General features: G+C 69.5%; 23 protein-coding genes and 1 pseudogene. 12 read left to right on the top strand and 12 right to left on the bottom strand.

Features of this window, described 5'->3' with window-relative positions; translation table 11 throughout:
• Positions 1-58 precede the first annotated feature (58 nt).
• The 4 genes from ctaC (at position 59) to ACYVAG_RS01235 (ending at position 4,716) form a co-directional block, all read left to right on the top strand.
• Positions 59-874: an aa3-type cytochrome oxidase subunit II gene (ctaC, locus tag ACYVAG_RS01250; protein WP_460765437.1), complete on the top strand. Its 816-nt coding sequence runs from the start codon at positions 59-61 to the stop codon at positions 872-874.
• Between the two features lie 74 nt (positions 875-948).
• Positions 949-2,655 (top strand): aa3-type cytochrome oxidase subunit I, encoded by a 1,707-nt coding sequence (ctaD, locus tag ACYVAG_RS01245; protein WP_460766798.1) that lies wholly within the window; start codon positions 949-951, stop codon positions 2,653-2,655.
• Entirely contained in the window at positions 2,652-3,065 is a 414-nt protein-coding gene (locus ACYVAG_RS01240; protein ID WP_460765435.1) for a cytochrome c oxidase subunit 4, read from the top strand. The genes ctaD and ACYVAG_RS01240 overlap by 4 nt, the downstream gene beginning before the upstream one ends.
• Before the next feature lie 478 nt (positions 3,066-3,543).
• Complete coding sequence (locus ACYVAG_RS01235; protein WP_460765433.1) at positions 3,544-4,716, top strand: trans-sulfuration enzyme family protein; 1,173 nt, start codon at positions 3,544-3,546, stop codon at positions 4,714-4,716.
• A 56-nt stretch (positions 4,717-4,772) separates the two neighbouring features.
• Here the strand turns inward: ACYVAG_RS01235 and ACYVAG_RS01230 are convergent, their stop codons facing one another.
• Complete coding sequence (locus ACYVAG_RS01230; protein ID WP_460765431.1) at positions 4,773-5,039, bottom strand: hypothetical protein; 267 nt, start codon at positions 5,037-5,039, stop codon at positions 4,773-4,775.
• 25 nt (positions 5,040-5,064) lie between these two features.
• On the opposite strand from ACYVAG_RS01230, the gene ACYVAG_RS01225 reads away from it, so the two are divergent.
• A complete protein-coding gene (locus ACYVAG_RS01225; protein WP_460765429.1) occupies positions 5,065-5,529 on the top strand; it encodes a hypothetical protein in 465 nt (154 codons plus the stop codon).
• 68 nt (positions 5,530-5,597) lie between these two features.
• Here ACYVAG_RS01225 and ACYVAG_RS01220 read toward each other — a convergent pair whose 3' ends face one another.
• Entirely contained in the window at positions 5,598-7,079 is a 1,482-nt protein-coding gene (locus ACYVAG_RS01220) for a GuaB1 family IMP dehydrogenase-related protein (RefSeq protein ID WP_460766796.1), read from the bottom strand.
• A 53-nt stretch (positions 7,080-7,132) separates the two neighbouring features.
• On the opposite strand from ACYVAG_RS01220, the gene ACYVAG_RS01215 reads away from it, so the two are divergent.
• A complete protein-coding gene (locus ACYVAG_RS01215; RefSeq protein WP_460765427.1) occupies positions 7,133-7,489 on the top strand; it encodes a zinc-ribbon domain-containing protein in 357 nt (118 codons plus the stop codon).
• A gap of 242 nt (positions 7,490-7,731) precedes the next feature.
• On the opposite strand, the gene qcrB is transcribed toward ACYVAG_RS01215, so the two are convergent.
• The 4 genes from qcrB to ctaE are packed head-to-tail and all read right to left on the bottom strand — an operon-like array spanning position 7,732 to position 12,168.
• Positions 7,732-9,516 (bottom strand): cytochrome bc1 complex cytochrome b subunit, encoded by a 1,785-nt coding sequence (gene qcrB / locus ACYVAG_RS01210; protein ID WP_460765424.1) that lies wholly within the window; start codon positions 9,514-9,516, stop codon positions 7,732-7,734.
• A gap of 6 nt (positions 9,517-9,522) precedes the next feature.
• Entirely contained in the window at positions 9,523-10,632 is a 1,110-nt protein-coding gene (qcrA, locus tag ACYVAG_RS01205) for a cytochrome bc1 complex Rieske iron-sulfur subunit (RefSeq protein ID WP_460765422.1), read from the bottom strand.
• A 23-nt stretch (positions 10,633-10,655) separates the two neighbouring features.
• Positions 10,656-11,459 (bottom strand): cytochrome bc1 complex diheme cytochrome c subunit, encoded by an 804-nt coding sequence (qcrC, locus tag ACYVAG_RS01200; RefSeq protein WP_460765420.1) that lies wholly within the window; start codon positions 11,457-11,459, stop codon positions 10,656-10,658.
• Between the two features lie 52 nt (positions 11,460-11,511).
• The gene (gene ctaE / locus ACYVAG_RS01195) at positions 11,512-12,168 is read right to left on the bottom strand and encodes an aa3-type cytochrome oxidase subunit III (RefSeq protein ID WP_460765418.1); all 657 of its coding nucleotides are present in this window, start codon (positions 12,166-12,168) and stop codon (positions 11,512-11,514) included.
• A gap of 165 nt (positions 12,169-12,333) precedes the next feature.
• On the opposite strand from ctaE, the gene ACYVAG_RS01190 reads away from it, so the two are divergent.
• The 3 genes from ACYVAG_RS01190 to trpD are packed head-to-tail and all read left to right on the top strand — an operon-like array spanning position 12,334 to position 14,808.
• Complete coding sequence (locus ACYVAG_RS01190; protein ID WP_460765416.1) at positions 12,334-13,359, top strand: cytochrome c oxidase assembly protein; 1,026 nt, start codon at positions 12,334-12,336, stop codon at positions 13,357-13,359.
• Positions 13,337-13,765 carry a response regulator transcription factor gene (locus ACYVAG_RS01185; protein WP_460765414.1) on the top strand — a complete coding sequence of 143 codons (429 nt, stop codon included), beginning with the start codon at positions 13,337-13,339 and terminating at the stop codon, positions 13,763-13,765. Before ACYVAG_RS01190 ends, ACYVAG_RS01185 begins: the two co-directional genes overlap by 23 nt.
• 2 nt (positions 13,766-13,767) lie before the next feature.
• Positions 13,768-14,808, top strand: a complete 1,041-nt coding sequence (trpD, locus tag ACYVAG_RS01180; protein WP_460766793.1) for an anthranilate phosphoribosyltransferase — start codon at positions 13,768-13,770, stop codon at positions 14,806-14,808.
• 3 nt (positions 14,809-14,811) lie between these two features.
• Here the strand turns inward: trpD and ACYVAG_RS01175 are convergent, their stop codons facing one another.
• The 3 genes and pseudogenes from ACYVAG_RS01175 to ACYVAG_RS01165 all read right to left on the bottom strand — a co-directional run.
• A complete protein-coding gene (locus tag ACYVAG_RS01175; protein WP_460765412.1) occupies positions 14,812-15,465 on the bottom strand; it encodes a prepilin peptidase in 654 nt (217 codons plus the stop codon).
• Between the two features lie 9 nt (positions 15,466-15,474).
• A complete protein-coding gene (locus ACYVAG_RS01170; protein ID WP_460765410.1) occupies positions 15,475-16,032 on the bottom strand; it encodes a hypothetical protein in 558 nt (185 codons plus the stop codon).
• A gap of 308 nt (positions 16,033-16,340) precedes the next feature.
• Positions 16,341-16,502 (bottom strand): annotated as a pseudogene (locus tag ACYVAG_RS01165) (sunset domain-containing protein); the annotation flags it as partial.
• Between the two features lie 868 nt (positions 16,503-17,370).
• Between ACYVAG_RS01165 and ACYVAG_RS01160 the strand changes: the two are divergent.
• The gene (locus tag ACYVAG_RS01160; RefSeq protein ID WP_460765408.1) at positions 17,371-17,889 is read left to right on the top strand and encodes a peptidylprolyl isomerase; all 519 of its coding nucleotides are present in this window, start codon (positions 17,371-17,373) and stop codon (positions 17,887-17,889) included.
• Positions 17,890-17,896: 7 nt separating this feature from the next.
• On the top strand, positions 17,897-18,796 hold the full coding sequence (locus ACYVAG_RS01155; RefSeq protein WP_460765406.1) for a rhomboid family intramembrane serine protease: 900 nt from the start codon (positions 17,897-17,899) through the stop codon (positions 18,794-18,796).
• Positions 18,797-19,221: 425 nt separating this feature from the next.
• On the opposite strand, the gene ACYVAG_RS01150 is transcribed toward ACYVAG_RS01155, so the two are convergent.
• Positions 19,222-19,497 (bottom strand): Lrp/AsnC family transcriptional regulator, encoded by a 276-nt coding sequence (locus ACYVAG_RS01150; RefSeq protein WP_460765404.1) that lies wholly within the window; start codon positions 19,495-19,497, stop codon positions 19,222-19,224.
• 36 nt (positions 19,498-19,533) lie between these two features.
• Positions 19,534-19,803 carry an SRPBCC family protein gene (locus ACYVAG_RS01145; protein ID WP_460765402.1) on the bottom strand — a complete coding sequence of 90 codons (270 nt, stop codon included), beginning with the start codon at positions 19,801-19,803 and terminating at the stop codon, positions 19,534-19,536.
• A gap of 95 nt (positions 19,804-19,898) precedes the next feature.
• Between ACYVAG_RS01145 and ACYVAG_RS01140 the strand changes: the two genes are divergently transcribed.
• Positions 19,899-20,531: an arsenate-mycothiol transferase ArsC gene (locus ACYVAG_RS01140; RefSeq protein WP_460765400.1), complete on the top strand. Its 633-nt coding sequence runs from the start codon at positions 19,899-19,901 to the stop codon at positions 20,529-20,531.
• Between the two features lie 154 nt (positions 20,532-20,685).
• Here ACYVAG_RS01140 and ACYVAG_RS01135 read toward each other — a convergent pair whose 3' ends face one another.
• Positions 20,686-22,362 carry a DEDD exonuclease domain-containing protein gene (locus ACYVAG_RS01135; RefSeq protein ID WP_460765398.1) on the bottom strand — a complete coding sequence of 559 codons (1,677 nt, stop codon included), beginning with the start codon at positions 22,360-22,362 and terminating at the stop codon, positions 20,686-20,688.
• Positions 22,363-22,474 lie beyond the last annotated feature (112 nt).

Below are 22,474 nucleotides of genomic sequence, written 5' to 3'. Positions count from 1 at the left end.
CTAGAGTGGCGCGATCTTCGCCGCTCCGGGACACAAGGAAGGGCGTGACGTGAGTCTGATGAACCGAGGTCGTCGCTGGACCACAGCAGGTGTGCTGGGTCTGGCCGCGCTGGCGATGAGCGGGTGTGCCGAGGCCGGTCCCGGCCGCGCCCACCTGGTCGGGCTCCCCGACCCGTCCACCGACCGCGCGCCCGCCATCGGCAACCTCTGGGTGGGCTCGTGGATCGCGTCCATGGCCATCGGCGTCCTCGTCTGGGGCCTGATGATCTGGGCGTTCTTCCGCTACCGCCGGCGTCACGTCAACGAGATCCCGAAGCAGACGCGCTACAACCTGCCGCTCGAGGTCATGTACACGATCGTGCCCTTCCTCATCATCGGCGTGCTGTTCTTCTGGACCGTCAAGACCCAGAACCACATCACCGACAAGTCCCAGACCTCGGCCCACACGGTCGACGTGGTGGGCCAGAAGTGGTCGTGGACGTTCAACTACAACGAGGCCGGGGTCTGGGACTCCGGCACGATCGAGAAGACGCCCGACCTCTATCTGCCGGTCAACAAGACCGTGACCTTCAACCTGAACTCGCCCGACGTGATCCACTCGTTCTGGGTCCCGACCTTCTACATGAAGCTCGACGTGATCCCGGGCCGCACCAACTCGTTCCAGGTGACGCCGAACAAGGAGGGCGTGTTCGCCGGCAAGTGCGCCGAGCTGTGCGGCACCTACCACTCGGCGATGCTCTTCAACGTCCACGTCGTCAGCCAGGCCGAGTTCGACAAGAAGATGGCCGACCTGAAGGCGAACGGCCAGACAGGCAAGATCTCCGGCTCCCTCGGCGCGAACGCGCTCGCGGGCGCCAAGAAGGAAGGTGAGTGACCGTGGCGACCCTCGGACGCGTGGCTGACGCCACGAGCACGGCCCCGCGCGAGCGCAGGCTGGGCGCGCTCGTCATGGAGATGGTGACGACCACCGACCACAAGCTGCTCGGCAAGATGTACCTGGTCACCGCCTTCCTGTTCTTCCTCATCGCCGGTGTCATGGCGCTGTTCATCCGCGCCGAGCTGGCGTTCCCCGGCATGCAGTTCATGCAGCTGGAGACGTTCAACCAGATGTTCACGATGCACGGCACGATCATGCTGCTGATGTTCGCGACCCCGGCTTTCGCCGGCTTCGCGAACTTCGTCATGCCGCTGCAGATCGGCGCCCCCGACGTCGCTTTCCCGCGTCTGAACGCGTTCTCCTACTGGGTCTACGTCGTCGGCTCGCTGATCGTGTGCTCCGGCTTCCTGACCCCCGAGGGCGCGGCCTCGTTCGGCTGGTTCGCGTACGCGCCCCTCTCCGACGCGGTGAACTCACCCGGCGTCGGCGGCGACCTGTGGCTGATGGGCCTCTATCTGGTCGGCCTCTCGTCGATCCTCGGCGCGGTGAACTTCATCACGACGATCACGACGCTCCGCGCGCCCGGCCTGACGATGTTCCGCATGTCGATCTTCACGTGGAACGTCCTGGTGACGTCGCTGCTGGTCCTCATCGTGTTCCCGGTCCTCGCCGCCGGCCTGCTGGTCCTCGAGGCGGACCGTCGCCTCGGCACCCATGTCTTCGACGCCGCGAACGGCGGCCCGATCCTGTGGCAGCACCTGTTCTGGTTCTTCGGTCACCCCGAGGTCTATGTCCTCGCGCTGCCGTTCTTCGGCATCATCACCGAGGTGCTGCCCGTGTTCTCCCGCAAGCCGATCTTCGGCTACGTGGGCCTCGTCGCCGCGACGCTGTCGATCGCCGCCCTGTCGGTCGCCGTGTGGGCCCACCACATGTTCGTGACCGGCGCGGTGTCCCTGCCGTTCTTCTCCTTCATGACGTTCCTCATCGCGGTCCCGACCGGCGTGAAGTTCTTCAACTGGATCGGCACCATGTGGCGCGGCTCCATCAGCTTCGACACCCCGATGCTGTGGGCCGCCGGCTTCCTCACGACGTTCCTCTTCGGCGGTCTGACCGGCGTGATCCTCGCCTCGCCCCCGATGGACTTCCAGGTCTCCGACTCCTACTTCGTCGTCGCCCACTTCCACTATGTGCTGTTCGGCACCGTGGTGTTCGCGATGTTCGCCGGCTTCTATTTCTGGTGGCCGAAGATGACGGGCCGCATGTTGAACGAGACGTGGGGCAAGGTCCACTTCTGGATCCTGTTCTTCGCCTTCCACACCACGTTCCTCGTGCAGCACTGGCTCGGCATCGAGGGCATGCCCCGACGCTACGCCGACTACCTCCCCAACGAGGGCTTCACGCTGCTGAACCAGATCTCCACGGTCGGCGCGTTCATGCTGGGCGTCTCGTTCCTGCCGTTCTTCTGGAACCTCTGGATCACGCGCAACGCACCCAAGGTGACGGTCGACGACCCGTGGGGCTGGGGCCGCTCGATGGAGTGGGCGACGTCCTGCCCGCCGCCGAAGAAGAACTTCACCACGCTCCCGCGCATCCGCTCGGAGTCGCCGGCGTTCGACCTGCACCATCCCGAGGTCGCGCTCCGTGAATATGGCGACGAGCCGGCCCCCAAGGACGGCCTGATCGATGCGGGCGAGGACCAGGGCCGCGTCGACCTGCTGCGCGAGCGCATCGGCGCCGGCAACGAGAGCGACAACGAGAGCAAGGGTGGTCACCGATGAAGAAGGAAGCCTGGGTCTATCTCCCGCTCGCGGGGTTCTTCCTGTTCATGACGCCGATCTACTACTTCCTCGGTCGATTCGACGACGGCAAGGTGGAGTGGGCGGGCGTACTCGCCCTCGCCCTGACCGGCGTGATGATCCTCATGATCGGCGGCTTCTTCTCCCTCACCGGAGCGAAGATGGACCTGCGTCCCGAGGACCGCAAGGAGGCCGAGGTCGTCGAAGGAGCGGGCGACATCGGCTTCTTCCCGCCGAGCTCGATCTGGCCCTTCGCGTGCGCCGTCATTGCCGGCCTGGTGTTCCTCGGGCCGGTCTTCGGCTGGTGGCTCACGATCATCGGCTTCGGCCTGGGCGTGTGGGCCCTGTCGGGCTGGATCTACCAGTACTACCGGGGAGAGTACGAGCACTGAGTTGAATTGCGTCGCTCCGCGACGCGATCGGCCTCGCGCGCGGTTTCCGGTGTCTTCGGACGCTCTTCGCAACGCGGCCCTCGTTTCTGGATCGGTTCCGGTCTGGTTGCGGGGGCCCCGTTGCTCATCGGTCCTCCAGACACCGGGCGCGCGAGTCCCAAGGGCTCCCCACTCACGTTGGCTGAGCGAGCGCAGCGAGTCGAAGCCTCACCTTCTCCGAGCGAGCGCAGCGAGTCGAAGCCTCACGTTCTCCGAGCGAGCGCCAGCGAGTCGAGGAGTTCACGCTGGCTGAGCGAGCGCCAGCGAGTCGAAGCCACCTTGACCCTGGACGTTGGCTGAGCGAGCGCCAGCGAGTCGAAGCCACCTTGACCCTGGACGTTGGCTGAGCGAGCGCCAGCGAGTCGAAGCCACCGCTCATTCTTCCGCCTACTCCCCGGTTTCGTGGACCTTCTTGCGCGTCGTGCGGCAGGGTGGCCCTATGACCGACCTCACCCTCGCCCCTGACACCCTCGCCGTCCACGCCGGGCGGGACGACCTGACGGGGCTGGGCGTACACGCCCTTCCGCTCGATCTCTCTTCGACCTATCCGTTGGGCGGGGTCGAGGTGGGTGGGGACGCGTACGAGGCGCTCGCCGGGGGCGGGACTCCCGAGGGGCTGGACTCGCTGGTCTATCAGCGCCTCTGGAACCCGACGGTGGCCCGGTTCGAGGCCGCGCTCGCCGTGCTCGAGCACTGCGCGCAGGCCGTCGCGTTCGGATCCGGGATGGCGGCGATCGGTGCGTCCATCCAGGCGGCGATGCAGCAGTCCGGCGGCCGCCATGTCGTCGCGCTGCGGCCGCTGTACGGCGGCACCGACCACGTCCTCGCCACCGGCCTCTATGGCACCGAGACGACGTTCTGCCGCCGCGTCGAGGAGGTCGCCGACGCGGTGCGCGCCGACACGTGCCTGGTCATCGCCGAGACGCCGGCCAACCCGACGCTGGAGCTGGTCGACCTCCGCGCGCTGGTGGCGGCGGCCGGCGACGCGCCCGTGCTGGTCGACAACACGTTCGCCACGCCCGTGCTGCAGAACCCCGCCGACTTCGGGGTGGCGATGGTGATGCACTCGGCGACCAAATACCTCGGCGGCCATGGCGACGTGATCGGGGGAGTGATCGCGGGCTCGGCCGACTGGTGCGCGGCGATCCGCCGTGTCCGCGCCCTCACCGGGGCACTGGCCCACCCGCTGGCGGCCTACCTGAGCCACCGCGGCCTGGCCACCCTGCCCGTCCGTCTCCGCGCCCAGCAGGAGGGGGCCAAGGTGGTGGCTGGCTTTCTCGCCGAGCACGACGCCGTGGCGCGGGTCCACTACCCGGGCCTGCCGGACGGTGACCCGCACGGGCTCGTCGGGACGCAGATGCGCGGGCCGGGCGCCATGCTCGCGATCGACCTGCGCACGCATGAGGCCGCCGCCCGCCTCGTCGAGCGCGTACGCCTGTTCACGCACGCCGTCTCGCTCGGCGGGGTGGACTCCCTGATCCAACACCCCGCCGCCCTCACCCACCGGCCGGTCGCGCCGGCCGAGCGCCCCGGGGCCGGCGTCGTACGCCTGTCGATCGGGCTGGAGGACCCGGCCGACCTGGTCACCGATCTCGACCGGGCGCTGACCTGATCCTGGACGTCTTCTTCAACCCCTGAACGGTTCCCGGGGCCCGGGAACTGACCTGATCATGGAATAGCCTTCTTCGAGGCCCCGAGCACGGGGCGACGATCGAGGGGAAGGGCATCCATGCAGACCAAGACCATCGCCGCCATCGCCGGGGCGCTCGTGTTGACCGGGCTCACGGCCTGTGGCGGCGGGAGCGGCACCGCCGCGCCGCCGGTGGCCCCGCCGCCCGCCCCGCCGTCGGCGCCGGCCACCAGCGCCCCCGCGAGCACGTCAGCCCCCAGCGCCAGCGCGACGAAGGCCTCGGCCTCGGCGTCGGCGTCCTCCACCGGGTCAGCCGCTCCGGGAGGTGCCGTGGACAAGTCCAAGGTCACCCCTGACGGCACGACGCTGAAGGTCGGCGAGACGGGAACCTCGGTCTATGAGTCGTCGAAGAAGGAGACCGTCGTCTCCATGAAGGCCGTCAAGATCGAGAAGGGCTCGAAGGAGGACCTCGCGAACTTCAAGATCGACGACGCCGCGCTCAAGCAGGCCACGCCCTACTACGTGACGATGGAATACGCGTACGTCAACGGCGAAGTGATCAAGAGCCCCTACCTGAACGTGAAGCTGAAGGCCGCCGACGCGTCGGGCGCCTCGCTGTCGTCGGTGCTGCTGATGGGCAAGTTCGAGAAGTGCGACAGCAAGAAGCTGACGCAGTTCGGCGCGGGTGCCACGCAGACCGAGTGCCGCGTCTTCATGGCGCCTCCCGGGTCTGAGGTCAAGCAGGTCATGTGGGTCGGCGACTACAAGGGCAAGGGCCTCATCTGGAAGGCGTGATCCTTGCTCCCGGAACGTACGCGAGGGCCGCACCGATCACGGTGCGGCCCTCGCGGGTGTTCCGGGGATCAGCCCCAGGACGCGTGCAGCGGGCGCCCCTCCTCATAGCCCGAGGGCGACTGGATGCCGACGGTCGCGAGGTCGGCGAACTCCGCCAGCGTGCGTGCGCCGGCGTACGTGCACGAGGAGCGCACACCCGACACGATGAAGTCGATCAGGTCCTCGACGCCGGGACGCTGGGGGTCGAGATACATCTTCGAGCTCGAGATGCCCTCCTCGAACAGGCCCGCGCGGGCCCGATCGAATCCCGACTGGTCCCGCGTACGCATCTTCACCGCGCGCGCCGACGCCATGCCGAACGACTCCTTGTACTGACGTCCGTTCGCGTCGGTGAACAGGTCGCCCGTGGACTCATGGGTTCCGGCGAACCAGGAGCCGATCATGACCGAACCGGCGCCCGCGGCGAGCGCGAGGGCGACGTCGCGGGGGTGGCGTACGCCGCCGTCGGCCCACACCGAGCGGCCGGCGGCGGTGGCCGCCTCGGCACACTCGAGCACGGCGCTGAACTGGGGCCGACCGACGCCGGTCTGCATGCGGGTCGTGCACATCGCGCCCGGGCCGACGCCGACCTTGCAGACGTCGGCGCCCGCATCGATGAGGTCGTTCGTGCCGTCGGCGGTCACGACGTTGCCGGCGACGATGCGTACGCCGCGGCCGTGGGCGTCGCGCGCGCGGGCCACGAGGCCCAGGGCCTCGATCATCTTCTCCTGGTGGCCGTGGGCGGTGTCGACGACCAGCACGTCGGCGCCCGCCTCGAGCAGGCGCGTGGCGCGGCCGGCGACGTCGCCGTTGATGCCGACCGCGGCACCGACGCGCAGGCGGCCCTCTGAGTCGAGGGCGGGGGCGTACAGAGCGGAGCGCAGGGCACCCTTGCGGGTCATGATGCCGACCAAGCGTTCTCCGTCGACGACGAGGGCGGCGTCCTGGTGGTGGGCCGACAGCGCGTCGAAGACCTCTTGGGGCGAGGCGTCCGAGGACACCCGCAGGACGTCGCGGTTCATGACCTCGTGGACCTGGGCGAACCGGTCGTGTTCGGCGGCGTCGGACGGGTGGACGATGCCGACGGGCTTCAGGTCGCCGTCGCGGCGGTCGCCCTCGACGACCACGACGAAGCCGTGGGCGCGCTTGGGCAGGAGGCTGAGGGCCTCGCCGACGGTCGTGGACGGTGAGACGGTGACGGGGGTGTCGAAGACCGTGTGTGCGTCCTTGACCCGGGCCATCGCGCTGCTCACGACGTCGGTCGGGATGTCCTGGGGGATGATCGCGATGCCGCCGCGGCGGGCGACGGTCTCGGCCATGCGACGGCCCGAGATCGCGGTCATGTTGGCGACGACCAGCGGCAGGGGAGTGGCGACGCCGTCGGTCGAGGTGAGGTCGACATCGAGGCGGCTCGTCACCCCGGAGCGGCGCGGCGCCATGAACACATCGCTGTAGGTCAGGTCATGGGTCGGGCGGTTGTTGTTCAGAAAACGCACGCCCGATTGTCTCATGCGTACGCCGGGGAGCCGATTCATGTCGACTTTTCGCACGCTAGGGTTGGTGCATGATCATCTTCGGAACGGCCGGCTATGCCAAGGTCCTCGGCGTCATGATGGCGCTGTGCGGTCGCTGCAACAACCACGCGGAGCACCACGTCGTGAAGCGGGGCACGAAGTTCAGCCTGTTCTTCATCCCGCTGTTCCCGGTGTCGGGGCACTATGCGCTCGAGTGCGGCATCTGCGGCCAGCAGCGTCGGCTCACCAAGGACGAGGCGGAGTCGCTCGCGGCGGGCCACGGCCAGCAGCAGGTGCCGCAGCAGGGGTACGCGCCGCAGCAGGGCTATGACCAGCAGCCGCAGCAGCACAACCCGTGGCAGAACCTGAACCAGCCGCCGGCACAGAACCCGAACGACTACCGCTGAGCGGTCCCGACCCCGAACGCGGGTGCAGCTGACGAGGTCAGCGGCACCCGCGTTCTTCGTTTGTGAGCGCGGGGGAACGAAAACCGCACACCTGTGCCCGACACGCTGGGTGCTTGGGTGCCTGGGCTGTGGAATGCGCACAGTTGTGCAGTTATCACGGCGGGAGACGGTGTTCGAAACGCCGAACGCGGGTGCCGCTGACTGAGTCAGCCGCACCCGCGCCCTGATGGAGCGGTCAGGTCTTATCGATCGACCTTATTGACCTGGTCCTTGCCGTGGCCCGCGAGCTCGTGGCCGCGCGACTTGCCGGCCAGCTCGTCGTGGCCGTCGTCGTGCGGGCCATGACCGTTGTGTCCGTGGCCGTTCATGTGGTCACGGGCCTCGGCCAGCTCGGCCGCGGTCGGCTTGCGGAGGTTGTCGCGATAGAACCAGTTCTGGAAACGCACCCGGTTCTTCGACGCCCCACCCTTCATCTTGACGCCGCTGGCGTCCTCGGTCGCGCCGGCCTCGATCGGCAGGACCTCGTCGTGCTGAGTGAGGGCGTACGCCTCGTCGTCGCGGACCGGCAGGTGGCCCTCGAAGTATTCGCCCTCGGGGGAGCGCTCCATGTGGCCCGACGGCGAGCCGTGGAGGAGGCGCTCCTCCTTCTGGCGCTGGATGCCGAGGCAGATGCGCTTGGTGATGATGAAGGCGATGATCGGCGCGACGATCCACGCGACGCGCAGGAAGTAGGTGACCGCGTTGAGCGACACGTGGAATTTCGTGGCGATGATGTCGTTGCCGCCGCCGATGAGGAACATCAGATACATCGTGATGGCGCCGGCGCCCAGGGCCGTGCGGGTCGGGTTCTGGTAGGGGTACTGCAGCAGGTGGTGCTCCCGCTTGTCACCCGAGATCCACTGCTCGATGAACGGATAGAGCGCCATCGAGGTGAACAGCAGGCCGAGCACGCCCAGCCCGGGGATCGCGATGTTCCACGACCAGGTCGAGAACACGCCCGCGCCGTTGAAGTGCCACTCCCAGTTCGGCATGATGCGGACCGCGCCCTCGGCCGGACCCATGTACCAGTCCGGCTGGGAACCGGCGGTGACCTGGGCGGGGTTGTAGGGCCCGTACATCCAGACCGGGTTGATCTGGAACAGCGCGCCGAAGAGCGTGATCACGCCGGACACGATGAAGAAGAAGCCGCCGGCCTTGGCCGCGTACACGGGGAACAGCGGGTAGCCGACCACGTTCTTCTCCGTACGCCCGGGGCCGGGGTATTGCGTGTGCTTGTGGTAGACGACCAGCGCCATGTGGGCGGCGATCAGGCCCAGCAGGAGGCCCGGCACCAGCAGGATGTGGACCATGTAGAGGCGCGGGATGATCAGGTCACCGGGGAACTCCCCGCCAAAGACGAAGAACTCGGCCCACGTGCCGATCACGGGGATCGAGCGGATCATGCCGTCGACGAAGCGCAGGCCCGTGCCGGACAGGAGGTCGTCGGGGAGCGAATAGCCCGCGAAACCCTCGACCATGCCCATCGACACGAGGCCGACACCGAGGAGCCAGTTGAGCTCGCGGGGCTTGCGGAACGCGCCGGTGAAGAACACGCGGAGCGCGTGGGCGAACATCGCGGCGATGAACATCATCGCGGCCCAGTGGTGCATCTGGCGGATCAGCAGGCCGCCGCGTACGTCGTGGGACAGCGCCAGCGTGGAGGCGAAGGCCTCCGACATCGGCAGGCCCTTGAGGAGCTGGTAGGAGCCCTCGTAGTGGACCTCGCCCATCGACGGCTTGAACCAGATCGTCAGGAAGATGCCGGTGAGCAGCAGGATGATGAACGAATAGAGCGCGATCTCGCCGAGCAGGAACGACCAGTGGTCGGGGAAGACCTTGCGGAGGTTCTTCTTGCCCATGGCGGCGAGGCCGAGGCGGTCATCGGCCCACGTCGCCGGGCCGGCCAGCGGCTTCAGCGGGTGGGATCCGCGCGGGGTCGAGGGGGCGACGGACTCGTCGGTCTCGACGACCTGTGCAGGCTTTGCCATCAGAGATCACTCACCCTTGTCTTCGGGGTAGAACTGGCGCTCGGGGTAGCTCGGGCCGACCGGAACCGTGAAGTCGCGCGTGGCGATCAGGTAGCCGTCCTTGTCGGTCGTGATCGGCAGCTGCGGCAGGGCCCGCGCGGCGGGGCCGAAGACGACCTTGCCGGCGTCGCCGAGGTCGAAGGTCGACTGGTGGCACGGGCAGAGCAGGTGGTGGGTCTGCTGCTCCCACAGGGAGATCGGGCAGCCCACGTGGGTGCAGATCTTCGAATAGCAGAGGATGCCGTTGACGTCCCAGTCCTTGCGGGTGTCGGGCACCTTGATCGAGTTCGGGTCCATGCGGACGATGATGATCGCCGCCTTGGCCTTCTCGACCTGGTGGTGGTGGCCCACGAGCTCCTTCAGCTTCTCGGGCTCGGCGTTGATCAACTGGCCGATCTCGAGGTCCGCGGCCTTGATGCGCTGGTAGGTCACGTCGTTGACCAGGTACATCGGGGCCTCGGGCGTGCCCTCGTGCCACAGCGTCTTCTCGATCGTGTTCTTGATGCGCGACGGCGTCGGCCAGGGGCCGAGGTCGGCGAGCGTCACGAGCGGAGCCAGGGCCGTGAGGCCCAGCGCTCCGGCCATCGCGCCCAGGATGGTGCGACGGGAGCCGGTGATGCCGGAGTCGGCGAGGCCCTTGTCGACCTCGGCCATCGTGGCCTGCTTGTCCGCGTCGGACGAGTGGGCGACGTGGCGCTCCTCGATGATCTCGTGGTCGGCCATGATCAGGCGCGCCCACTGGACCGCACCCATGCCGATGAGCAGCACGGCGAGGCCGAGCGTGAGGCCCAGACCGAGGTGGAGCGCCGAGGCGTGCAGCGGGCCGAAGTCGATCGTGGCGCCGTTGGGGCCGCCCGGCACCGCGAAATAGATCACGATGAAGGCGATCGCCAGCAGGGGAGCGAGGCCGAACATCGTCAGCACCTGACGGGTCGCGCGACGGCCGGCGGCGGCGTCGGCGTCGGCGTAACGCTCGATGTGCTCCTCGAGGCCGGGGTCGGCGACGGGACGGGTCTCGACGACGCCGGTGTTCGGGTCGACGCGGTCGACCTCGTGGCGCGGCTCAGGGGCGTTCATGGGTTCCTTGTCGACGTGGGTGCTCACTTGGCCCGCGCTCCCTTCGAGGCGAGCCAGCCGGCGAACAGCAGGCAGCCGCCGATGCCGAGGACCCAGACCCAGAAGCCCTCGGCCACGGGGCCGATGCCGCCGAAGTCGATGCCGCCGTAGGAGGGCTGCTCGTGGAGGTGGTTCAGGTAGCCGATGATCTCCTTGACGTCCTGATCGGTCAGGTTCTCCTTGGAGAAGACGGGCATCTGCTGGGGGCCGGTGCGGAGCGCCTCATAGATGTGGCGCCCCTCGACGCCCTCGAGCGTGGGGGCGTACTTGCCCTCGGGCAGCGCGCCGCCCATGCCGGCGAAGTTGTGGCAGGCCGAGCAGTTGGTGCGGAAGAGCTCGCCGCCGCGGGCGATCTCCTCATGGCTGAGGCCGGTGGCCGCGTACTGCTCGGGGGCGGGGATGGCCGGACCGGGGCCGAGCGAGGCGATGTACGCGGCCAGCGCGAGGGTCTCCTTCTCGGAATACAGGTTCTCCTTGCGGGGAGCCTGGGCGCCCGGGCGGGCCATCGGCATGCGGCCGGTGCTGACCTGGAAGTCGACGGCGGCGGCACCGACGCCCACGAGCGAGGGGCCCTGCGAGGTTCCCTCGGCGTTCAGACCGTGGCACGACGAGCACCCGACGGCGAACAGCTGCTTGCCCTCCTCGACCTGCTGGGTCTTGGCGGTGTCGGCGGACGACTTGCTGGCGGGCGCGAAGCCTGCGTACAGCGCCCCCATGAGGAAGAGCGCCATCACCAGCATGAGCGGCTTGGCCGCCGGGTGTCGCCGTCGAGCTGACAGGAATCTCACTGCGGGTCCCCTTCGATGGGTTGAGGTGGGCGGTGGGTGTGGGGCGTGCGCGTCACGCGAGGAAGTAGATGACGCCGAACAGGATGATCCAGACGACGTCGACGAAGTGCCAGTAGTAGGACACGACGACGGCCGAGACGGCCTGCTCGTGGGTGAAGCGGCGCGCCAGGTAGGTGCGGCCCAGCATGAACAGGAAGGCGAGGAGACCGCCGGTCACGTGGAGGCCGTGGAAACCGGTGGCGAGGTAGAACAGCGAGCCGTAGACGTCCGACGACAGCGTCATGCCCTCGTGGAACAGGGTCGCGTACTCGTAGACCTGGCCGCCGATGAACACCGCACCCATGAGGAAGGTGATGATGTACCAGAACCGCAACTTCTTGACGTTGCCCTTCTCGGCCGCGAACACGCCGAGCTGGCAGGTGACCGACGACGCGACGAGGATGATCGTGTTGACCAGCGCGAACGGGACGTTCAGCAGCGAATGGCCGTGGCGCCACATCTCACCGCCGGTGGTGGCGTTGGTCACCGACCGGATCGTGAAGTACGCCGCGAACAGCGCCGCGAAGAACATCAGCTCCGACGCGAGCCAGATGATGGTGCCGACGGCGACCATGTCGGGCCGCCCCTTCACCCCGCTCAGGCGCGACTTGGCGATCGGGTGCAGCGACCCGGTCGGAAGGGCATGCGTCGAATCGGAAGAAGTAGCCACGGGAGCATTATTGCCATACTTTCCGCTCGGGTCACCCCAACCCGGAAGTTCGGGCACAAGCGCAACCAAGATGTGTCTTGCGTCCCTGTGAGTGGGGTCACGCGTCTCGTGTGAGGCGGATCACGAGAACCGCCGCCTGCGGCCGATCGGCGTAGGGTTGGGCCCATGTTCCCCGGCCTCGTTCCCCTGCACGCCAATCCGGAGAACCAGCCCGACCCCCTGACGCTGGAGCGCCTGTTCACCACGTTCACGTGGGACTGGTTCATCATCGCGGTGGCCGCGCTGGCCATCGGGCTGTACGCGTGGGGCGTCTGGGTCCTGCGTCGCCGTGGGGACCACTGGCCGATCGGGCGAACCGTGTCCTGGATGGTCGGCGGCGTCGGCTCGGGGCTGCTGGCGACGCTGACGGCACTGGGGGCGTACGACACGGTGCTGGTGAGCATCCACATGGTGCAGCACATGGTGCTGTCGATGTTCGCGCCGATCTTCCTGGCGCTCGGGGCCCCCATGACGTTGATGCTGCGGACCTTCCCGCCGAAGGCCCACAAGGTGCTCCTGACGATCCTGCACACCGGCATCGGCAAGGTCGTCTTCTTCCCGCCGCTGGTGTACGCGCTGTTCGTCCTGAACCCGTGGGCGCTCTATTTCACCCCGCTCTACGACCTGACGCTGCGCAGCGAGTTCTGGCACAACTGGCTCCACGGCCACTTCGTCATCACGGGCTGCATGTTCTTCTGGACCCTGCTCGGCACCGACCCCATCCCCTATCGGCTGCCCTACATCATGCGCGTGATCATGTTGATGGCCACGCTGCCCTTCCACTCGTTCCTCGGCGTCATCATCATGGGCTCCAACGAGCTGATCGGCGAGGAGTGGTATCTCTCCTTCGAGCGGACGTGGGGCCCGAGCCTCGCCGACGACCAGTATGTGGCGGGCGGGATCCTGTGGGGGACCGGCGACTTCGTGATCCTGGTCATCATGGCCGTGCTGTTCGTGCAGTGGTTCCGCGAGAGCCAGCGCGAGGCCAAGCGCGAGGACCGGCGCCTGGACCGGCTCGAGGCGGCCGAGCGGCGTCGCGCTCCGGGCGCTGAGCGGTCGGCGGGCACGGCCGCACGACGTGACTATGATGACGACGAGTCCACCACCACCGAAGCGACCGAGGATGACCATGAGCGCAGAACAGTCGGCTGAGCGGCAGGCCACGGTCCTGCTCTATTCCGATGACCGGACGATCCGCGAGCAGGTCCGCCTGGCGATGGGCACGCGGGTGGCCGCCGACGTCCCGGCCGTACGCGTGGTCGAGTGCGCCACCCCGGCGGCCGTCGTCGCGACGATGGACGCCGGTGGCATCGACCTCTGCGTCCTCGACGGCGAAGCCGTCCCCGAGGGCGGCATGGGCCTGTGCCGCCAGCTCAAGGACGAGATTCCCAACTGCCCGCCCGTGCTGCTGATCGTCGGCCGCGTGCAGGACGCCTGGCTGGCCACCTGGTCGCGCGCCGACGGCGTCGTCGCCCACCCCGTCGACCCGGTACGCCTGCCCGCCGAGGTCGCCACGCTGCTGCGTACGCGACTGAGCGGCGTGCCCGCCCGCGCGTGACCATCGAGCTGCGCTGGCCCGACGTCCTCACCGGGTTGGTCACCGGGCGTGACCTGACCCGCGACGAGGCCCGCTGGGCCATGCGGGAGATCCTCGAGGGCCACGCGAGCCCCGTGCAGCTCGCGGCGTTCGCCGTGGCGCTGCGGGCCAAGGGCGAAACGGTCGGAGAGTTGGAGAGCCTGGCCGAGGTCATGCTCGAGCTCGCGACGCCGATCACGCTCGACCGTGAGGCCGTCGACGTGGTCGGCACCGGCGGCGATCGCGCCAACACCGTCAACATCTCCACGATGGCCGCCGTCACGGTGGCCGCCGCTGGGGGACGCGTCGTCAAGCACGGCAACAGGGCTGCGTCGTCGGCCTGCGGGACCGCGGACGTGCTAGAGGAACTGGGCGTCGTGCTCGATGTGGCGCCGGAGAAGCAGCCCGAGGTGATGGCGGCCACCGGCATCGTGTTCCTGTTCGCGCCGCGCTACCACGCGTCGCTCCGCCATGCGGCGGCCACGCGGCGCGAGCTCGCCATCTCGACGGCGTTCAACTCGCTGGGCCCCCTCGCGAACCCGGCCCGCCCGATGGCGCAGGCCGTCGGCATCGCCGACCCACGCATGGCGGCTCTGGTCGCCGGAGTGCTGGCCTCGCGCGGGGCGCGGGGACTGGTGTTCCACGGGGGCGACGGGCTCGACGAACTCACCACGACGACGGTGTCGCGGGTCTGGGTGATCGGGGACGGATCGGTGCGGGAGGCGACCCTGGACCCCCGCGACCTCGGCATCGAGCGCGCGGTCGTCGACGACCTCGTGGGCGGGACGCCTGCGGTGAACGCGCGGATCGCGCGGGAGGTGTTCGCGGGCGCGCCCGGCGCGGTGCGCGACATCGTGACGCTCAACGCGGCCGCCGCGCTGCTCGCGCTGGAGGGGCCGAGCGGTGACGACCTGGTGGCCCAGTTGGCGCCGCGGGTGGAGCGTGCCCGGGTCGCGCTGGACGACGGTTCGGTCACGCGGAAGCTGGACGACTGGATCGCGGCCACGCGAGCGGCGGCAGGCTGAGCCTCACCGTCCCAGGCTGAGCGCGACCACGGCGAGCCACGGGCCCGCCAGCAGCGCGGGGCCATAGGGGAACGGGCCGCGGCGCCCGATCGCTGCGCGGAGGACCCCCACGACCGCGCCGAGGAGCGTCCCGAGGAGGACGGCGGTGAAGGCGTGACTGGGTGACACGGCGCCGGCGGCAGCCCCGAGGACGGGAGCCAGGCGTACGTCACCGAACCCGAGGCCGCCGGTGAGTCGCCAGAACAGCCAGAAGAACGCGCCGGTGGTTCCGGCCGCGACGAGGGCGTCCACGGTCGCGCGCGGACCCGCGGTGAAGGGGAGTGCGGCGACGCCCAACGCCGTGGCCAGCCAGAGGGCGTGGGTGAGCCGCAGGGGCAGCCAGGTCGTGCGCGCGTCGACCAGCGCCAGGAGGACGCCCACCGTCGCGAGGCCGACCCAGACCGGCCGCGCCGGACCCGGGACCAACAGGAGGGCGCTGCAGGAGAGGGCGACCAGCGCGGCTGCGACCCAGGCGGGCCGGGCGCCGCGGAGGTCGCGGTAGGGGGTCTTGGTGTCGGCGTCGGCGCCGGAAGGTTCGGGGAGGGCCGTCAGCACGGGGTCCCACAGGAGGCGGGTGGCACCGCCCGCGGCCAGCGCAGCGAGCGCGGTCGTCAGCACGGCCCGACTCTAGGCCGCGAGGGAGGTCACGATCGCCGGATCGACGATCACGTCGTCGGGGGTGGGGAACCCGTGGGCCCGCAGGGCCGCGCGGGACCGGTGTTGGACGAGCAGGGTCGTCGACCGTTGGTGACCCGCGAGGATCGCACGGGTGCGGAGCGAGGTGAGGTCGAGCATCTCCGCGACCTCGGGCACGGTGCGGCCCGTCAACAGCAGGGTGCGGCAGGCGTACGCGGTCTCCCGCGCCGGGACGACGAGGCAGCGGTCCTTGCGGACCCGCGCGGTGTCTGTCGCCATCAGGGCCGCGGCGTCGCGCGGGGCGAGCCTGGGACGCAGGCGCCCCCCGCGTCCGCACACGAGCGTCCGGACCACGGCGTCCTGCACGCCGGCCAGGCCGGCGATGACCCGCCAGGGCAGCGCCTCGGTCATCATCAGGTTCTGCACGTGGGCCCGGAAGGGGGCCGCGAGGACCCACGCGTGCCGCTCGCCGGGTTCGTCGTCCTCGCCGGCCTCGTCGGCGAGGTCGAGCTCCCAGTGCGGTCGCAGCAGTGTCGTCTCGTTGCCCATGTCGGCCCCCTCCCGGTGGGGGCACCGTGCCCCTCATGTGAGAAGGCCTGCGGGGGGAGGGCGATGTGAGTGGGGGCGGACGCGGGACAACACCGGAGGGGATCGGGACAACACTCTCCTCCTCGTCTCGCTGCGCTCGCTCGGAGAACGTGAGGCTGCGCGTACCCGGAGAACGCGAGGCTGCGCGTACCCGGAGAACGTGAGGCTGCGCGTACCCGGAGAACGTGAGGCTGCGCGTACCCGGAGAACGACAGCGCCCCCTCCGCCGGGGGCGGAGGGGGCGCTGGGGAGTTCAGGCGATCAGCGGATCAACGCTGGGCCTTGGTGAAGCCGGCCTTCTCGGCGGCCTGCTCGTTCTTGAACCAGACGTCGGCGATGGTGCGCTCATAGCCACCGGTCTCCTCGGTGTGGTATTTCATCGAGCGCTCGTTGCCCTTGATGGTGAAGCCGGCCGGGGGCTCGGAGCCCACGAAGGCGTCATCGCCGTACTTCGAGCGGTCCACCGTCTGGCCAGTGTCGGTCAGCGGGGCGTCGACCGGCTCGCTGAACGACTGCGTCGTGGTGGAGTCGGTCTTGGCGTTGGTGTAGGCCGACGCGTTGTGGGCCTGCCAGTCGGAGTCGCTCGAGGAGCCGAACTGCTTCCACAGGAAATAGCCCAGGGCGCCGAGGACGGCGAGGATGCCGGTCGTGCGGACCGTCTTGGCCAGCGCGCCACCCGACTTCTGCTTCTTGGCCTGCTTCTGCAGCGCGCGCACCTGACGGAGCTGGTCCTTGTGGAGGCGCTTCATGTCCTTCTTCGGAAGCGCGAGGTCGCCACGCAGGGCGGCCAGCGCGGCGAGCCCGCGGTGCTGGGCCTCCTGGGCGTTCTCGTCGTTGATGAGCTGCTCGAGCGCGTCGCCGAGGCGGGGCAGCATCTCCTCATAGCGCTGCTGGGCGACGGCGCGCGCCGGGGCCAGCTTCTCGGACGCCTGGGCCGCGTACACGACACCCTTGGCCTTCGCTCCCTCGGCGAGGGGGGCCAGCTTGCTGAGGCCGTCCTCGACAAGCGGCGTCAGCTTGGTGCGGCCCTGGTCGAACAGGGGGCTGAGGCGGCTCTTGGCGTCGGCGATCATGGCTGCTCGGGTGCCCGCGGCCGTGTGAGTGTTCTCTGCGGCGGCGTTGACTTTGACCTTCACGATTCCTCCGTGTGGGTTTGGGTTGCTCCGGATGGAGTGGAGTCCACCGTACCGAGGGGTCACAAGGCGCCGTCGGCCGCCCCGTCGGCGGCGGGCGGGCGTACGGTTCGCCGACCGTGCCAAGATGGGCAGGCACACCAGACATCCGAACAAGGAGTGAGACGTGGCCAAGACCGCGACCCTGCACACGAACCACGGTGACATCGTCATCAACCTCTTCGACACCCACGCGCCGAAGACCGTCGACAACTTCGTCGGCCTCGCGACGGGCCAGAAGGAGTACGCCGACCCCAAGACCGGCGCGCAGACCACCGGCAACTTCTATGACGGCCTGATCTTCCACCGCGTGATCGACGGCTTCATGATCCAGGGCGGCTGCCCGCTGGGCACCGGCACCGGCGATCCGGGCTACAAGTTCGGCGACGAGTTCCACCCCGACCTGGCCTTCAACAAGCCCTACCTGCTGGCGATGGCGAACGCCGGGCCCGGCACCAACGGCTCGCAGTTCTTCATCACCGTTGCGCCGACGCCCCACCTGAACCGTCGCCACACGATCTTCGGCGAGGTCGCCGACCAGGCGTCGCGCGACGTCGTCGACGCCATCGGCAAGGTGCGCACCGCCCGCGGTGACCGCCCGGTCGAGGACGTCGTCATGAACTCCGTCGAGGTCACCGAGGCCTGATCCACCGATGAGCGACGAGAGGCCCGACTTCACCTGGGACGAGTTCTCCAAGCGCGCGGGCAGTGGCCCGGCGCCGAGTGACGACGCTCGTTTCGTGCCGTGCTATCGCCACCGCGACCGCACCACCGGCATCACCTGCCAGCGGTGTGACAAGCCCATCTGCGGTGAGTGCATGCGCCCGGCATCGGTCGGCTTCCAGTGCCCCGACTGTGTCGGGCCCTCGTCGTCCGCCGGGGGAGGCGCCCCGCGGCGCGGACCCCGGCGTACGCCCGGCCCGCTCGCGGGTGTGCTGGGCGGGCGCGGTCCCGTCTCGACGACCGTGGCATTGATGGTCATCACCGGCGCGGTGGCGATCATCGACCTCGTGTCGCGCGGGGCGGCGTCGTGGTTCCTGGCGTTCTCCGACCCGTTGATCGCTCAGGGCCAGCTGTGGCGCCTGGTGACGGGCATCTTCCTCGCCGGCGGGTTGCTGCAGCTCCTGATCAACCTGCTGTTCATCTGGTTCGTCGGCACGAGCGTCGAGGCCGAGATCGGGCGCTGGCGCATGCTGGGCGTGCTGGTGGTGTCGTCACTGGGAGCGTCGGCGGCGTTGATGCTGCTGGCGAACGTGCGGCTGATGCCCATGCAATATGCGGTGATCCTCGGCCTGCTGGCCGCCGTCGCGGCGGTGAAGCTCGTGCGGGGCGAGGACATCCGCGGCGACCTGATCCTGCTCGGGCTCATGGTCGTCTGGAGCCTCGCGATGGGCTCGGTCGGCTGGATCGCCCAGGTCGGCGCCATCCTCGCGGGCGGCGCGGCCGGCATGGTGCTGGCGAAGGCACGCGACAGCCGGGCGGAGACGCTGGGGCTGGTTGCGGTGGGACTGGTCTGCGTGGTGGGCGCGCTGGCGCCGGCGCTGCTGGGCTGAGGTTGGCGTACGGGCCGTCGCGTGGGCCTGGCCGCGTGGGCACCGCCGGCCAAATTGGCCCAACTTGCGCACCTGAGTGCTTGAGTTGGGTGAGCGCCCCGGCGTGTCGACGCAACTCGTGCACATGCGACGACCGTGCGGTGCGGGCGATGTTCCCGGGGGGTGAAAAGTGCACGGGTGTGCTCTTTTCGTGGCTTGGGCGGGGGGTGCGTGGGCGTGTTGCGCACGGGTGTGCACTTTTCGTGGCCTGGGCGGGGGATGCGTGGGCGTGTTGCGCACGGGTGTGCACTTTTCGTGGCCTGGGCGGGGGATGCGTGGGCGTGTTGCGCACGGGTGTGCACTTTTCGCGGCCTGGGCGGGCACTCGTCAGCGTGTTGCGCGCACGTGTGCACTTTTCACACGCGACAACGACGCGTACGCCGGGCTCAGTCGCCCAGCGAGAAGGCTGCGTCCAGGTCGTGGCTCGAATAGGCCCGGAACGCGATGTGGGTCTCGGTGTCGGTGACTCCCGGCACCTTGTTGAGGCGATCGGCGACGACCGCCGCGACCTCGTCGTGGTTGCGCACGCGCACCATGGCGATCAGGTCGATGCGGCCGGTGACCGAATAGACCTCGGTGACGCCGGGGAGCGCGGCGATCTGCTCCGCGACCTCGGGGATGCGGGCGACGTCGGCCTGGATGAACACAATCGCGGTGACCATGGGGGAATCCTAGGGCGTGTCTGCCGCGAGCTGCCCTCAGGCCCGCTCGGCCGCGACCTTCAGGCGCCCCAGACCCTTCTCGAAGTCGATGATCTCCATCGTCCCCTCGCCGGCCTTCTTGTTGCCGCGCCAGGCGTACCGTTGCCCGACGCCCGACTGGGCCCCCGAGTAGGTGCGGTTCAGGGCGGGGTCGGTGTCCTCCCACGGTGACCAGTCCACCCAGCGGTGGAGGTCGGTGATGAGCGCGAGCACGCGCGCGGCGGGAGCGTCGACGGTGATCGAGCGCGTGACGGTGTAGTTGCCCATGGGGTGCATCGTAGGGACTCGGCGTCGGGACGGGGTCGGTCGCCTGAGGGTGTCAATGCGGTGACCAAAAGATGAACACAGCGTAAACTGATCGCATGATGAAGACGCCCACCGCCGCCAGCTATGCCCACGTCGTGGAGGACCTCGCCGAGCGGTATGCCGACACGTTCGACCGCGACGAGGTCGCCGCGGCCGTGGAGGAGGCACGCGCCGCCATCGAGCCGACCGCCAAGCACCCGGACTTCCTCGAGGTGCTCGTGGCCAAGCACGCCCGCGACCACCTGCTGGCCCGCGCGCGCCACGACGGGCGCGTGGCGAAGGTCGTGCCGGAAGTGCTGTTCGTCTGTGTCCACAACACCGGTCGCTCCCAGATGGCCGCGGCCATCGCCGAACACCTCGCGGGCGAGCACGTGCACGTGCGCTCGGCGGGACTGCAGCCCGGTTCCGGACTCAACCCCGTCGTCGTGGAGGCCCTCGCCGAGGTCGGCATCAATCTCGACCACGCGTACCCGTCGGGCCGCGCGGGCGACGTGGTCCATGCCGCCGACGTCGTGGTCGACATGGGCGCCGACCTGCCCGAGATGGTTGGCCGCCGCGTCGTCGAGTGGGACGTCGCCGACCCCGACCACCAGCCGCTCGCGGTGGTGCGGAAGATCCGTGACGACCTGCAGGCGCGGGTGGCGGGGTTGCTGGAGGAACTGGGCGTACGCGGGGTTGGGTCGGCTTAGCTCTCCTCGACTCGCTTCGCTCGCTCGGAGAACGTGGGGGACCGCGTTCACCCGGAGAACGTGGGGAACCGCGTTCGCTCGGAGAACGTGGGGGACCGCATTCACCCGGAGAACGTTCTCCGAGCGAGGCCGCCTGCGGCCGAGACGAGGAGCCTCACCCCGCCAGCGCATGGCGCGCCAGGTCTCCCTCCGCCAGCCCCGCATGGAGCGGCCACGCCCAGTCGCCCTCGATCTCCATCAGGCGTACGCCCGGGCGCTCCAGCCACGCCGCGATGCGCTCGGCCTCCTCGATGGTCGCCGCGGGAAGGGGCGCCGGCGGCGCCGTCACCGTCTCGGCCATCAGCACGGCCTCGCGGGCGATCACCTGCGGCACCTCGCCGGGCCGCGCCACCGCCGCGGCCGCCAGTCGCGCGTGGCGCACCACGTGGATCTCCCACGATCCACCCACCCGCTCGGCCGCCACGATCTGGGGGCAGGCCGCCAGGCTCGCCACGCGGTGATGTCGCTGGGCGCTGCGGGCCCACGTCTCGAGCCGTGAGCGCACCGTCGCCGCCTCCTCGAACCGCTCCTCGTCCACGAGTCGGCGCAGCCGCGGCCGGGCCGCGGTGATGACCGGCCGCACGTCGGAGGCCAGGGCCCCGCGTACGCGCTCGACCACCCCCGCGTACGCCTCCGGCGGCGACTCCAGCAGGCAGGGCGCGAGGCAACGCCCGAGCTCGGCGAGGACGCAGGCCCCCGACGGCGTACGCGCCGACAGCCGCCGTGTGCACTGGCGGATCGGGAACGCCTCGTGGAGCGCGAGCAGCACGTCCTCGGCGGTCTGGCGCGACCGGAACGGGCCGAAATAGGTCGCACCGTCATCGGCGACCCGCCGCACCAGCGACAGGCGCGGGAACGGCTCGTCGGTGATCTTGAGCCACTGCACCTTGCGCGGGAACTTCGAGCGCCGGTTGTAGCGCGGCGCGTGGGCCTCGATCAGGCGCAGCTCCGTGATCTCGGCGTGGAGCGGCGTCGCGCACTCGACCGCGCGTACGCCGTCGGCCACGCGCACCATCTCGTCCATGCGGCGCCGCGACTCGGCGGCGGTGAAATAGCTGCGTACGCGGGTGCGGATGTTCACCGACTTGCCGACGTAGAGGACCTCGTCGTCGTGGGTGAACAGATAGCAACCGGGGCCCTCGGGCAGTCCCTCGGCCCAGCGGCGCTTCGCGCGGCGCTCGGGCGACACGCGGCGCGTCATCTCGCGGAGCTCGTCGAAGGTGTGGACGCCGAGGTTGCCGACGCGCTCGAGCAGCCCGTGAAGGACGTCGACCGTGGCGCGCGCATCGGACAGGGCCCGGTGGTTGGGCGTCGTGGTCGCGTGGAAGTGGTGGGCGAGCGTCGCGAGCTTGTGGTTGGGGACCTCGTCGCGGAGCATCGCGCACCGCGCCAGCGCCACTGTGTCGAGCACGGGGTTGTTGGGCCAGGCGTAGCCGTGGGTCGCGCACGCCCGCTTGAGGAAGCCGATGTCGAACCCCGCGTTGTGGGCGACGAGCACGCCGTCGCGGCTGAACTCGAGCCACGCCGGCATGACCTCGGCGAGCGCGGGGGCGTCGAGGACCATCGCGTTCGTGATGCCGGTGAGGGCCTGGATCAGCGGCGGGATGGCGGAGTTCGGGTTGACGAGCGTCTGGAACTCGCCCAGGACCTCACCGCCCCGGACCTTCACCGCGCCGATCTCGGTGATGGTGTCGTCGCCGGAGCTGCCGGTCGTCTCGAGGTCGACGACGATGAAGGTGACCTGGGACAGGGGAGTGCCGAGGTCGTCGAAGGCGGGCTGGTTCAAGGACATGTGGAGGACGGTAGAGACGGCCTCTGACAATTCTCGTTGCGTCGCTCCTCGACTCGCTGCGCTCGCTCGGAGAGCGTGTCTGGCTTCGACTCGGCCGCGGGCGGCCTCGCTC

This window comes from Mariniluteicoccus flavus (assembly GCF_054776655.1).
This window is presented reverse-complemented; position numbering and strand designations above follow the sequence as displayed.